11 protein-coding genes are annotated in these 13,934 nt (G+C 61.1%); 5 read left to right on the forward strand and 6 right to left on the reverse strand.

Features of this window, described 5'->3' with window-relative positions; genetic code table 11:
- The first annotated feature begins 28 nt into the window (after window positions 1-28).
- From AB8A23_RS22950 to AB8A23_RS22960, 3 genes are all read left to right on the forward strand, one after another.
- Window positions 29-1,867 (forward strand): IlvD/Edd family dehydratase, encoded by a 1,839-nt coding sequence (locus AB8A23_RS22950; protein WP_439058123.1) that lies wholly within the window; start codon window positions 29-31, stop codon window positions 1,865-1,867.
- Window positions 1,868-1,987: 120 nt separating this feature from the next.
- Window positions 1,988-2,722 (forward strand): SDR family oxidoreductase, encoded by a 735-nt coding sequence (locus tag AB8A23_RS22955; protein WP_439058122.1) that lies wholly within the window; start codon window positions 1,988-1,990, stop codon window positions 2,720-2,722.
- Window positions 2,723-2,738: 16 nt separating this feature from the next.
- A complete protein-coding gene (locus AB8A23_RS22960) occupies window positions 2,739-3,485 on the forward strand; it encodes an SDR family oxidoreductase (protein ID WP_120291084.1) in 747 nt (248 codons plus the stop codon).
- Between the two features lie 13 nt (window positions 3,486-3,498).
- Here AB8A23_RS22960 and AB8A23_RS22965 read toward each other — a convergent pair whose 3' ends face one another.
- The 6 genes from AB8A23_RS22965 to AB8A23_RS22990 form a co-directional block, all read right to left on the reverse strand.
- Window positions 3,499-4,287: an energy transducer TonB family protein gene (locus tag AB8A23_RS22965; protein WP_439058121.1), complete on the reverse strand. Its 789-nt coding sequence runs from the start codon at window positions 4,285-4,287 to the stop codon at window positions 3,499-3,501.
- 15 nt (window positions 4,288-4,302) lie between these two features.
- Window positions 4,303-4,785 (reverse strand): TonB system transport protein ExbD, encoded by a 483-nt coding sequence (exbD, locus tag AB8A23_RS22970; protein WP_093758879.1) that lies wholly within the window; start codon window positions 4,783-4,785, stop codon window positions 4,303-4,305.
- Between the two features lie 2 nt (window positions 4,786-4,787).
- Window positions 4,788-5,717, reverse strand: coding sequence for a tonB-system energizer ExbB (gene exbB / locus AB8A23_RS22975; RefSeq protein WP_093758880.1), 930 nt, complete (start codon window positions 5,715-5,717; stop codon window positions 4,788-4,790).
- A 2-nt stretch (window positions 5,718-5,719) separates the two neighbouring features.
- On the reverse strand, window positions 5,720-6,409 hold the full coding sequence (locus tag AB8A23_RS22980; RefSeq protein ID WP_093758881.1) for a Fe2+-dependent dioxygenase: 690 nt from the start codon (window positions 6,407-6,409) through the stop codon (window positions 5,720-5,722).
- Between the two features lie 3 nt (window positions 6,410-6,412).
- Window positions 6,413-8,860, reverse strand: coding sequence for a TonB-dependent receptor (locus AB8A23_RS22985; RefSeq protein WP_439058120.1), 2,448 nt, complete (start codon window positions 8,858-8,860; stop codon window positions 6,413-6,415).
- Between the two features lie 176 nt (window positions 8,861-9,036).
- Window positions 9,037-9,276: a hypothetical protein gene (locus AB8A23_RS22990; RefSeq protein WP_089267192.1), complete on the reverse strand. Its 240-nt coding sequence runs from the start codon at window positions 9,274-9,276 to the stop codon at window positions 9,037-9,039.
- Between the two features lie 338 nt (window positions 9,277-9,614).
- Here AB8A23_RS22990 and AB8A23_RS22995 point away from each other — a divergent pair, with 338 nt between their 5' ends.
- Together AB8A23_RS22995 and AB8A23_RS23000 are read left to right on the forward strand one after the other, a co-directional pair.
- A complete protein-coding gene (locus AB8A23_RS22995; protein ID WP_439058119.1) occupies window positions 9,615-10,781 on the forward strand; it encodes an efflux RND transporter periplasmic adaptor subunit in 1,167 nt (388 codons plus the stop codon).
- 2 nt (window positions 10,782-10,783) lie between these two features.
- A complete protein-coding gene (locus AB8A23_RS23000; protein ID WP_439058118.1) occupies window positions 10,784-13,927 on the forward strand; it encodes a multidrug efflux RND transporter permease subunit in 3,144 nt (1,047 codons plus the stop codon).
- Window positions 13,928-13,934: the final 7 nt, after the last annotated feature.

Genomic DNA, 13,934 nt, shown 5'->3' on the forward strand with positions numbered 1-13,934 from the left:
ATATAAAGTGTGCGCTGCGGGAGAAATGATGACCAAGTCGACTTCGTCCACGCCGACTGCGGGGACCTCGCCTGTAAAGGCAACCAAGCGTAAACTTCGTTCGAGCGAATGGTTCAACGATCCCCACAATCCCGGAATGACTGCACTCTATCTTGAGCGCTATCTGAACTACGGCCTGACGCGTCACGAATTGCAGTCCGGCAAGCCGATCATCGGCATTGCGCAGACCGGCAACGACCTGTCGCCCTGCAATCGCCATCATCTCGAACTCGCCAAGCGCGTGCGCGAAGGCATTACCGCTGCCGGCGGTCTGGTGATGGAGTTTCCGGTGCATCCGATTCAGGAGACCGGTAAGCGGCCGACTGCGGCGCTTGATCGCAACCTTGCTTATCTCGGCCTTGTGGAAATCCTGTTCGGCTATCCGCTCGATGGCGTGGTGCTGACAACCGGCTGCGACAAAACCACGCCTGCCTGCTTGATGGCAGCGGCTACCGTAAATCTGCCCGCGATCGTGTTGTCCGGCGGTCCGATGTTGAATGGATGGCATGAAGGCCAGCGCACCGGCTCCGGCACCGTGGTGTGGAAATCGCGTGAGCGGCTGGCCGCCGGCGAGATCGGCTACGAAGAATTCATGACGCTGGTCGCGTCCTCGGCGCCGTCGGTCGGCCATTGCAACACCATGGGCACCGCGTCGACGATGAATTCGCTGGCCGAAGCATTGGGCATGTCACTGCCCGGCTGCGCTGCCATCCCCGCTCCCTATCGCGAGCGCGGCCAGATTGCCTATGAGACGGGCAGTCGTATCGTCGACATGGTGTGGGAGGACCTCAAGCCGTCCGACATCCTGACGCGCAAGGCGTTCGAGAACTGCATCGTGGTCAACTCTGCCATTGGTGGCTCGACCAACGCGCCCATCCATATCAACGCACTGGCGCGTCATATCGGCGTCGAACTCGATATCGACGACTGGCAGAAATTCGGCCATGACGTACCGCTGCTGGTCAACATGCAGCCGGCCGGCTTCTATCTCGGCGAGGAATATCATCGCGCCGGCGGTGTCCCCTCGGTGGTCCGCGAGCTGATGAAGCACAAGCGCATCCATGAGGACGTGATCACCGTGAACGGCAAGACCATGGGGGAAAATTGCGCCGCCTCGCCCAAGCCCGACAATGACGTGATCTGGTCCTATGACAAACCGCTGGTGGCTGATGCCGGCTTCCTCGTGTTGCGCGGCAATCTGTTTGATTCCGCGATCATGAAGACCTCGGTGATCTCCAAGGAATTCCGCGATCGCTATCTGATCAATCCGAAGGATCCGAACGCATTTGAAGGCCGCGCCATCGTGTTCGAGGGGCCGGAGGATTATCACGATCGCATCGACGATGCCTCGCTGGATATCGACGAGCATTGCATCCTTTTCGTGCGCGGCACCGGCCCGATCGGCTATCCCGGCGGCGCGGAAGTCGTAAACATGCAGCCGCCGGCAGCGCTGATCAAACGCGGCATTCTATCGCTGCCCTGTATCGGCGATGGCCGGCAGTCGGGCACATCCGGCTCGCCGTCGATCCTCAACGCGACGCCTGAAGCGGCAGCCAATGGCGGCCTCGCGATCCTGCAGACGGGCGACAAGGTGCGCATCGATCTCAACAAGGGCTCGGCGAATATCCTGATCTCCGACGAGGAGCTGAAGCGGCGTCGCGCCGAACTGATGGCCAATGGCGGATTCAAATATCCGGCCAACCAGACGCCGTGGCAGGAGCTCTATCGCAACACCGTCGGCCAGCAGGCCACCGGCGCCTGTCTCGAACTGGCGACGCGCTATCGCGATATCGCCGGCACCGTCGGGACGGCGCGGCATAATCACTAGCAGCCAACGGTGTCATTGCCGGGCTTGACCCGGCAATCCAACTTCCTTCGCAGCAAGATGGATACGCGGGTCAAGCCCGCGTATGACGCCCAAAACAAAAACGTCTCAGGGAGATTTCACATGTCTGACCGCTTGAAAGGCAAACGCGCCTTCGTCACCGCGAGCGCTGTCGGCATCGGCCGGGCCTGCGCGCTGGCTTTTGCGCGCGAAGGGGCGACGGTGTTCGCCACCGATATCGACGACAAGGGCGTGGCGCTGCTGACCAAGGACGGTATCGCCGAGACTGCACGGCTCGACGTGCGCGACACGGCTGCCGTCGAAGCGATGGCGAAGAAGGTCGGCGATATCGACATCCTGCTCAACGCCGCCGGCTTCGTGCATCACGGCGCAGCACTGGAATGCTCCGATTCCGACTGGGACTTCTCGTTCGACCTGAACGTCAAATCGATGCACCGGACCATCCGTGCGTTCCTGCCCGGCATGCTTGCGCGCGGCAATGGTGCGATCGTCAATATCTCCTCCGCCGCCGGTGTCTTCAAGGCAGCACCGAACCGCTACGTCTATGGCGCAACCAAAGCTGCCGTCGCCGCCCTCACCCGTGCTGTGGCTGTCGACTACATCACCAAAGGCATTCGCTGCAACGCGATCTGCCCCGGCACGATCGAAACGCCGTCGATGCTCGACCGCGCCGCGGCCGCAGGCCCGAATGGCCGCGAGCTGTTCGTCAGCCGGCAGCCGATGGGCCGCCTCGGCACCGCCGAGGAAATCGCGTCCCTCGCCGTCTATCTCGCCAGCGACGAGAGCGCCTTCACCACCGGCGTCGCGCACATCATCGACGGCGGCTGGACGCTGTAACCGAGGACATCGCATCATGAACAAGATCGATTTGAACGGCCGTTGCGCCGTGGTCACGGGCGGCGCCCAGGGTTTTGGCCGCGCGATCACCGAACGTTTCGTCGCTTCCGGCGCCAAAGTGGCGATCTGGGATCAAGATATTGACCTGGCCGTAAGAACGGCGAGCGAAATCGGCGACGAAGTGATTGCCCTCAAAGTCGACGTTACGGACGTCGCTTCAATTGATGAAGCTCGTGATGCGACGCTTCAAGAGTTCGGCAAGATCGATATCCTGGTCAACAATGCCGGCATCACCGGATTCAACAAGCCGGTGTGGGAGATCGATTACGACGATTGGCGCAAGGTGATGCGCATCAATCTCGACGGCCCGTTCCTATGCTGTAAGGCCGTCGTCCCTGTGATGCTGAAACAGAATTACGGCCGCATCGTCAACATCGCCTCGATCGCCGGCAAGGAAGGCAATCCAAACGCCTCGCACTATTCGGCATCGAAGGCCGGCCTGATCGCGCTGACCAAGTCGCTCGGCAAGGAACTGGCCGGTCACGAGATCAACGTCAACGCCATCACGCCTGCGGCCGCGAAGACGGCGATCTTCGACCAGATGACCGAACAGCACATCAACTTCATGCTGTCGAAGATTCCGAAAGGACGTTTCGTACTGGTGCAGGAACTGGCCGCAATGGCTGCCTGGCTGGCCTCGGAAGACTGCGCCTTCTCGACCGGCGCGGTGTTCGATATTTCGGGCGGACGGGCGACCTACTAAGTCGCCCTTCTCGTCAGCCCTTGCCCTTGACGCGGAAGATCACGGGCACGGTGAAGCTCAGGCCGTCGTCGGCGATCAACGGCGGCGGCGCCGGCAGCGGGTCTGAGCGACGCACCATGGCAACCGCGGCCTCGTCGAATGCGGCGTCGCCAGAGCCCTTCACCACCCGCACAGCCAGGACCTTGCCGACGCGGTCGATCTCGAAATTCACCGTCACTTCGGCCGTCTTCTGCTGGCGCTCCTGCGGATAGCGCTTGTTCTTTTCGAGATAGGCGCTGAGCTGCTTGGACCAGATTGTCGACAGGCGCTTCTTGTCGGTGCCGATGCCGCCCTGCTGCGCTTGTGCTTTCTCGCCAGCCTTGGAATCATCGAGCTTCTGCTGTGCGGCGGCTTCCGACGCGACGGATTCCTGCGACGCCTGCTGCTGCTTTTGCGCCTTTTCGGGTGTCTCTTCTTCCGGCTTGGTCGCCTTGCTCTCGGTCACGACCTGATCGGGTTCTTCGCTCTCGTGCGGCGTCTCCTTGGGGAGATCGCTCTGCTTCTCGACAGCCTTCTGCTCCTGAACGGCCGGAGATGCGGTCGAGGCCTCCGAATCCGGGCCCTGCGGAAGATCGGTCGGCTCGACGTCGGGCGACACCATTTCCATCCCGACTTCGATGGCATTGGCGCCGAGGCCGTCGTCGTCCTCTTCCTGCTGCATCTCGAATACAGCCGCAGCGATGCCGCCGACATGCAGCAGCACGGCGACAAGCGCCGCGATCAGCCACAGTCGCCAGGACGCCTTTCTATCGAGCTCGGACATAGCGCTTCCGTAACGTCAGGGCTTCGGCGCGTCAGGTGCAGCGATCGGTGCCGGCGATGCCGCAGCGGCATCCGGAACACCTTCCAGTGCAACAAGCTTGGTCTTTTGATAGCCACCGGCACGCAGCCGTTCCATCACATCGAAGAATTCGCCATAGGGCACCGCGCGATCGACGCGCAGGAAGATCGGACGATCCTTGTTGCCGTCGCCCATCGCATCGAGCTGACGCACCAGATCGACACGCTTGACCATGTTCTCGCCTATCGCGACAGCGAGATCCGGCTTGATGCTCACGTAGGTCGGCTTGTCCGGCTTCTTCTGCGGCGTCACCGTGGAAGACGGGAGATTGATCGGCAGGTCCACCGTCGACAGCGGCGCGGCCACCATGAAGATGATCAGCAGAACCAGAATGACGTCGATGAAGGGCGTGACGTTGATTTCGTGATTCTCACCGAAATCATCATCGTCGTCTGCACCTTCGGAAAGCGACATACCCATAATTATTCAGCCGCTGCGCGTGCGTGTGAACTCGAATGCGTGCGATCAAGATCGCGTGACAGCAGACGACCGGCGGCGCCCTGCGCACGGCCGACGATTTCCATGTAGGCCTTCGTCACGCGCGAGAAGTGATTGTAGATGATGACCGCCGGGATCGCCGCGACGAGGCCGATGGCGGTCGCCAGCAGCGCTTCGGCGATACCGGGCGCGACGACGGCGAGATTCGTGGTCTGCGACTTCGAGATGCCGATGAAGCTGTTCATGATGCCCCAGACGGTGCCGAACAGTCCGACGAACGGCGACGTTGCGCCAATGGTCGCGAGGATGCCCATACCGGTGCGTACCTTGCGGCCCTCCGCGCGAACGATTTCGCCAAAGCTCGACGCGGCGCGCTCCTTGATGCCTTCATCGCTCGAAATGCCGGCGGACATCCGCCCTTCCCGCATCGCCGCCGCCAACAGGCGCGACAGGATCGTGCCGCGCTCGCCGAGCGCCATCTGCGCTTCCGACAGCGAACGCGATTCACCGATCTTGCGGAGCGCGGCCTTCAAGCGACGCATGGCCCAGGTCAGTTCCATCATCTTGAAAATGCCGACCGTCCAGGTGACGACCGATGCGAAAGCCAGACCCACCATCACCGCCTTGACGATGATGTCGGCACCCATGAACATTTTCCAGGGCGACAGATCGTGCTCACCGGTCGCGACCATCGGCCTGGGCGCGGCCTCCATCACCGGGCTAACAAGAGCTGTCGAAGCGGCCGGGCTCGCCACTGGGCTGCTCGGCTGAGCAGTTACCGGGGCCGGCGCCGCAGCGGGAGCTGCCTGAGTAACCACCGGCGCCACGGGCTTTGCAGCCTGCTGCGCAATGATTGGCGAAGCAAACGCGACCACTGCCAGCACAGCCAGCGACTTAAGAACAGTTCTAAACAAGCTTATACCTCGGCCCAGTAGCGGATGAGATTATGATAGATGCCCGTCAATTTGACCGTTTCTGGGTCGTCTCTTCCGAGACGTTCAACTAGGCTCTGAATCGCGCTGTCGAGATCGAAGATCATGCTGCGCGCATGAGCATCACGTATCATGCTCTGTAGCCAGAAAAAAGACGCTACGCGCATACCTGCCCTTAGAGGCGTTACAAGGTGCAAACTGGAAGCAGGATAAAGTACGAGGTGGCCGGCCGGCAGCTTCACCTCGTGTGAGCCGTAATTGTCTTCAATGACAAGCTCACCGCCCTCATATTCCTCGGGCTCAGAGAGGAACAATGTCACTGACAGATCAGTGCGGATACGCATGCCGGTGAGATGGTCGCCTCGCACTGCATTGTCGACGTGCACGCCGAAGTGATGTCCATCCGACGAGACGTAACGATTGAACAGCGGCGGGAAGATATGCAGCGGAATTGCTGCAGATAAGAACCGCGGGTTCGACGTCAGCGCCGAGATGATGCGATTGCCGAGCGCGCGGGCCACATCGCTGTCCGGCGGCAGTTGCTCATTTCGTTTGACCAGAGCCGATTGCGCACCGGCAGTCGAGCGACCGTCCTCCCAACCGGCCGCATCCATGATGCGGCGGAACTCCGCCACATCACTTTTGCTCAAGACATCAGGGATGCAAATCAGCATCCTCTAGAACTTCCCACTGAGAACAAGTGTTCCCGACCGCCCCGGCGCCACCAGCACGAACGGTGCAGCACTGTTGTAGAAGCCGTCATAGTAGAGCTTGTTGGTGAGGTTGTTGACGAACAGCTTGAGGGTGATGTTCTTGTCGATCTTCTTCTCGACGAACATGTCGAAGCGCCAGAATTCCGGCAGGACCGTCGTGGTGGTCGTGTACAGAATGCCACCGGTGCGCTGCGACTGATAGGTCGCCTGCCCGCCCAGCTCCCAGCCATAGTCGAACTTGTACTTGGTCATCAGGTTGAACGACTGATGCGCGATATTGGCGAGATCGCGCCCGATGAAAGCAGGCGTTGCCGAGTTCAGCACCTTTGATTCCATCAGGACCAGGCCGCCGAATATGCTCCAGCGATCGGTGATCTTGCCGGCGACACCGAGATCGATGCCGCGGATTCTGTATGACGCGCCAGCCACGACCTGCGTGGTACCGGCAACGGTCAACTGCTCACGCGCGTTGCTCTTGGTGGTCTCGAACAGGGCACCGGTCAGCAACAGATGGCGATCGAACAGTTCCCACTTGGTACCGACTTCCGCCGACTTGTTCTTTTCCGGCGCGAACACCTGATTGTAGGCGCCCGTGAGGTTAAAGCCGCCATAGCGTGCGTCGGTGCCATCCAGTTCGGCGCCGACCGGATTGGTCGACGTGGCATAGGCCGCATAGACACTGCCATAGGGCAGCGGCTTCAACGTCAGGCCGACATTCCAGTTTACATTGCCGCTATCGGCCTTCTGCGGGAACGTGGTGGTGGTCGCAAACGGCTTGCCCGCGCTGACGCTGTAATCGTCGTAGCGGATGCCGGTGTTCAGATAGACGATGTCGTTGTAGTTCGCGGTGTTGATGGCGTAGCCCGCGTTGGTGTCGACCTTGATCACCGTTGGATTGTTGGCGCGCGTGGGCTGCGCAAAGGCCGAATAGGTCAGATTGGGATTATTGATCGGAACGATCACCGAGCCGATGCTGGTGCTGCCGCCCGGCAGCGACTCCGTCGTCAGGCCCGTGAAGGTGTCGATGTCGACCTTCTCACGCGAGATTTCGGCGCCGACGATTGTCGTGTGCCTGATCGGGCCGGTGTCGAACTTGAACTTGAAGTCCGACTGGTTGGCGATCGTGTCCGTGGTCTGATAGCGGCTGACGGCGTTGAGCTGCACCAGGCCGAAGCCGCCGGCAGCGTCGGAGACGTAGCCGGGAATGCCGACGCGGGGCGCTTCCGGCAAGGTGCCGACATAGGCCAGAGTCGAGCGTTCCAGCCGCATCTTGTTCGAGAAAGTGACGTCGGGCGTCAGTGCGACTTCGGTGTTCAGCGAGCCGATATCCTGACGGGCATGCTGGAAGTCGCGATTGGCGAAACCATAGTAGTTGTTGCGGTTGGCGATGCCGGTTTCCGTTGATGGCTTGTTGGCCGCGCGGTCCCATGGAATACCGAAATCCGGGATCGAATTGAGATCGGTGTGGATGTAGTTGGCCGTGACCTTCACGGCATCGACCGGCGTCCACTTGATGGCCGCGAAGCCTCCCCAGCGATCGTCAGTCGTGGTGTTGCGGCCAGCAACATTGGCGTCCTGGAACAGGCCGCCGGCGCGCACCGACACCGTCGGGCTCAGCACCTGATTGGCGTCGATGGTCACGCGCTTGGTGGCGTCGGTGCCGAAGATGGTGTCGATATTGGTGAAATTCTTGTCACCTGCCTGTTTGGTGACGATGTTGATCGCACCGCCGGCAGTGCCGCGTCCGGCGAAGGACGATGCCGGACCGCGCAGGATCTCGACCTGTTCGGTGAAGAAGTTTTCACGAATGCTCACGGCCGGGTCGCGGATACCGTCGACGAACACGTCATTGCGGGCATCGAAGCCGCGGATGAAGAAGCGATCGCCGAAAGCGTTGCCACCCTCACCGGTTCCAAGCGTCACGCCGGCTGTCGAACGGACGGCATCGCGCAGCGACGTCGCGTTCTTGTCCTCGAGAACTTCCCTGGTGAGCACCGTGACGGTGCGCGGCGTATCCAGCAGCTTCTCGGTGAATTTTCCGCCCGCAAGCCGATCACCTTTATAGGGCGCGGAGGGATCAGCATAAGGATCAGCGGCTAGTCCGCCGGCATTCGGAAACGGCACCGGCGCGACCGGCACCGGTTGAGCCCGGCGGGCGGCGCGGCGGAGCGCGGTGCGCGCGCGAATCTGGTCCGGACTTGGCTTCGACGCCGCCGGCCGGGGCCGGGCAACCGGGGCATCCACTGTGACCGGCGGAAGGGTGGATTGCTGCGCTTCGGCACCACTGAACGACGCAACCGCGATAAGACCCGCAACCGCCGTTACTTTTCGGCCAGAATGGGGATCGGCGCCCTCGCCGACACGAACCTCAGAAACAGCACGCAAAGATCGCGGCATTTTCGCCGTACCCATCGAATTCCCCCAAAACTGCGACGCCAGGACGCATCAAGTGCGATAATTTGTCCCATGGACGTAGTCGGCAGGAGAACGGGTGGTCAACGCAATTGGGCGAGATTGCAGGGTTCTTATGTTTGAATATGTCTAGATTGGCCGCGGCAGCTACCGGGAGGTAATATGAGACGGCCGCCCTATTCGCTGCTCGGCGGCTTCATCAGCGAGAACATCTCGTCGACGGTCTGCAGCGCCGACTGCCTTACCCGATCCGTATTCTCCATGCCGGCGATGTTGATGCCACGCACGACGGCTTTGATCTCGTCCCGATAGTCGGTCAGGAAGCGCAGCGGATCCGGCGAGTCATTGGCGACCCGCGCGATCAATCCGGTAATCAAAATCTGACAGGCGATCATCCGCCCATTCAACTCGTCCATGTGCCGCTCCGGCTCGATTACATTTGCAAGCCGCGATGTCGGCTTCGACGAGGCTATGGCGGATACGACGCGCAGTTACAACACCAGGCGCTTCTCACTGCGCCGATGGATTGTCCAAGACGCCGCATAAAACGAGGCGCAGTGTCCTGTTGGAACGATGCGAGAAATCACGCGTAAATCATAGTGAACATGAAGATTTGGCAATGAAGCACGCGTTCAAGCGGTCGTGTGTTTACAGCATTTGAGTCGCCACCTAGCTGATCAGGAGCCGCCCAAGCGGGCGCGCATTGGACGCGCTTGTCTGCGTCAATGGCTGCCAAGAGATTGATGAGATCACCATGACAACGCTTACCCGTTTTCGATGGACTGGGCTGATTGTTCTGGCGCTGCTTGCGGCCGGCGGAACTATCGCATGGCAGCATTACGGAGCTACCGGAGCACAGCAGGCGAATGCCGACAAACCGCGCGGCCCTGCCCCTGTCCCGGTGAAAATCGCATCTGTCGAAAAAGCTGATTTCCCCGTTTATCTCGGCGGTTTAGGCACCGTGCAGGGTTTTAATACTGTCGTCGTGCGGACCCGTGTCGATGGTCAGATCGACACAATCGCTTTCACCGAAGGACAGATCGTCAAGGAGGGTGACCTGCTCGCGCAGATCGATCCGCGCCCGTTCCAGGCAGCGCTCGATCAGGCCAAGGCCAAGAAGGCGCAGGACGAAGCCAATCTCGCCAATGCCAATCTGGATTTGCAGCGCTTCACCAAACTCGGCGAATTCGCGACACGGCAACAAACAGACACACAACGCTCCACCGTGCAGCAGCTGACCGCGCAGATCGCTGCCGATGATGCCGCGATCTCGAATGCGCAGACGCAGCTCGCTTACACCACGATCAAGGCACCGATCTCCGGCCGCGTCGGCTTTCGTCAGGTCGACCAAGGCAACATCGTCAATGCTGCGACCCAGACCGGCATCGTCACCATTGCGCAGATCGAGCCGATCGCCGTGATCTTCACCGCGCCTGAACAGAACCTCATCGACATCAGCCAGTCGCTAGCGGAGCATCCGCTCAAGGTGATCGCGCTGACCACCGACGGAAAGCGGACGCTCTCGGAAGGCACGCTCGCGGTCATCAATAATCAGGTGGATACGACCAGCGGCACGATCCGGCTCAAGGCGGTATTCGACAACAAGGACCACGTGCTGTGGCCCGGCCTTTCCGTCTCGACACGGTTGCTGGTGACCACGTTGAAGGATGCGACCGTCATTCCCGACGATGCCGTTCAGCATGGGGCCGACGGGCTCTATGCCTTTGCGGTCGGCACCGACAACAAGGCCGAGCTGAAGAAAATCAAGGTCGGCCGTTCCATCGATGGCCGCACGGTGGTCGAGGACGGGTTGAGCGCCGGCGAGCGCGTCATCGTCGCCGGGCAATATAAAGTGCAGCCGGGCGCGCTGGTGGCGACGTCAGTCGCAACATCCGCAGCCACTCGGGCGAAGGGCGAATAGCCATGAACGGAGGAATTTCAGCACCGTTCATTCGCTATCCGATCGCAACATCATTGCTGATGGCCGGCATCCTGTTCGTCGGCCTGGTCTCCTATCCCCAGCTTCCCGTCGCGCCTTTGCCGCAGGTCGACTTCCCGACCATCCAGGTCGCCGCCACCCTGCCCGGCGCCAGCCCCGAGACTATGGCGTCCTCGGTGGCGCAACCGCTGGAGCGACAGCTCGCGCAGATCCCCGGCGTGGCGCAGATGACCTCGACGAGTTCGCTCGGCACATCTGCAGTCACGATCCAGTTCGATCTCAACCGCTCGATCGACGGCGCCGCCAATGACGTGCAAGCCGCGATCAATGCCGCTGGCGGACAATTGCCGAAGACGCTTCCGAGCCCGCCCACCTATCGCAAGGTCAACCCGGCGGACTCGCCGATCATGCTGCTGTCGGCGACATCGGACACGCTGCCGATTACGACGGTCAGCGACAGTGTCGATGCGCAACTGGCGCAGCAGATCAGCCAGATCTCCGGTGTGGCCCAGGTTACGATCGGCGGCCAGCAAAAGCCGGCGATCCGCATCCAGATCGATCCCGCCAAGCTGGTTGCCAAGGGGCTGCAACTCGAGGACATCCGCAGCCAGATCGCGATCACCACCGTCGACAGCCCGAAAGGCAATATCGACGGCGCGACCCGCAGCTACACGATCTACGCCAACGACCAGTTGCCGGAATCGAAAGACTGGAACGACGTCATCATCGCCTACCGCAATGGCGGCCCGCTGCGCATCAAGGATATCGGCACGGCGGTGACAGGCCCGGAAGACGCCAAGCAGGCGGCCTGGGCTAATGGCAAGCGCGGCGTGTTTCTGGTGATCTTCAAGCAGCCCGGCGCCAACGTCATCGACACCGTCGACAAGATCAAGGCCGAGCTGCCGCGTCTGGTGGCCGCGATCCCGCCGACCGTGAAGATCGAGGTCCTCAGCGATCGCACGCAGACCATCCGCGCCGCCGTGCAGGATGTCCAGTTCACACTGCTGCTGACCATCGCCCTCGTCGTGATGGTGATCTTCGTCTTCCTGCGCAGCGTCTGGGCCACCGTCATTCCCAGCGTGACCGTACCGCTCGCATTGCTCGGCGCTTGCGCGCTGATGTGGGTGTTTGGCTATACGCTCGACAATCTGTCGCTGATGGCGCTGACCATCTCGGTCGGCTTCGTGGTCGACGACGCCATCGTGATGCTGGAAAACATTACTAGATATATCGAGGAAGGCGAAACACCGATGGCTGCCGCGCTGAAAGGCGCCGGTGAAATCGGCTTCACCATCGTCTCGATATCAGTCTCGCTGGTCGCGGTGCTGATCCCGCTGTTGCTGATGGGTGGCATTATCGGCCGCCTGTTCCGCGAATTCGCCGTGACACTGACCATGACGATTTTCGTCTCGCTGGTGGTGTCGCTGACGCTAACCCCAATGATGGCCTCGCGCTTCCTGCGCGAAGAGAAACACGCCAAGCATGGCCGGCTCTATCAGCTCAGCGAGAACGCCTTCGACACTCTGCTGCGCGCCTATGAGCGCGGCCTCGACCTCGTGCTGCACTGGCGCCTGACGACGCTGATGGTGTTCTTCGCTACGCTCGTCCTGTCGGTCTATCTGTTCATGATTATCCCGAAGGGCTTCTTCCCGCAGCAGGACACCGGCCTGATCACCGCTTCCTCCGAAGCGTCGCAGGATATTTCCTTTGCAGACATGAAGGTCCACCAGGAAGAACTCGGCAAGATCGTGCAGGCCGATCCCGACGTCGCCAGTGTCGCCATGTCGATCGGCGGCAGCGGCGGCGCGCTCAATACCGGGCGCATGTTCATTACCTTGAAACCGCGGGACGAACGTTCCGCCAATGCGCAACAGATCATCACACGGCTGCGACCGAAGCTGGAGAAGGTTCAGGGCGCACGCCTGTTCATGCAGGCGGCGCAGGATATCCGGCTCGGTGGCCGCGCCACCCGAACCCAGTTCGAATACACACTGCAGGACGCCAATCTGGCCGAACTGAACGATTGGGCGCCGAAGATTCTGGCCAAGATGCAGACGCTGCCGGGCCTACGCGACGTCGCTACCGACCAGCAGACCAAGGGCACGACGCTGACCCTGACCATCGATCGCGACAACGCCTCGCGCTACGGCATCCAGCCGCAACTGATCGACGACACGCTGTATGATGCGTTCGGCCAGCGTCAGGTCGCGCAGTATTTCACGCAGTTGAACAGCTATCACGTCATTCTCGAGATATTGCCCGAGATGCAGGGCAAGCTCGATTCACTCGACAAGATCTATATCAAGTCGCCGACGACAAGCGACATGGTGCCACTGTCGGCCTTTGCGAAATGGACCACTGTGCCGGTGCGGCCGCTTTCGATCAGCCATCAGGGCCAATTCCCGGCGATCACCATCAGCTTCAATCTGGCGCAGGGCGTTGCCCTCGGACAGGCGACCGATGCCGTACAGGCTGCCATGCAGGATATCGGCGCGCCTTCGACCTTGCGCGGCACCTTCCAGGGCACGGCGCAGGCGTTCCAGCAATCGCTATCGACGGTGCCACTGCTGATCCTCGCAGCACTGGTTGTGGTCTATCTGATCCTCGGCATTCTCTATGAGAGCTACATCCACCCCCTGACAATCCTGTCCACCCTGCCCTCGGCGGGCGTCGGTGCGCTGGCGATTCTGATGGCGTTCGGTTTCGATTTCAGTCTGATCGCGCTGATCGGCATCGTGCTGCTGATCGGCATCGTCAAGAAGAACGGCATCATGCTGGTGGACTTCGCAATTGCTGCCGAGCGCGACGAACATCTTGAACCGGAAGAAGCCATCCGCAAGGCCGCTATCCTGCGTTTCCGCCCGATCATGATGACGACCATGGCGGCGCTGCTTGGCGGCGTGCCGTTGATGCTCGGCGCCGGCACCGGTTCGGAAATCCGCCAGCCACTCGGCTACGCGATGGTCGGCGGCCTCATCGTCAGCCAGGCGCTGACGCTGTTCACGACACCAGTGGTCTATGTCTATCTCGACAAGCTTTCCAATATCATGTCGAGCTGGGGACGATCGAAGCGCGACGACGATAACCGGTCGGACAAGCAGATGCTGGCGAAACAGGCCGCCGAATAGCGCAACG

The sequence above is a fragment of the Tardiphaga sp. 619_E2_N8_4 genome (assembly GCF_051810905.1).
GTDB lineage: Bacteria > Pseudomonadota > Alphaproteobacteria > Rhizobiales > Xanthobacteraceae > Tardiphaga > Tardiphaga robiniae.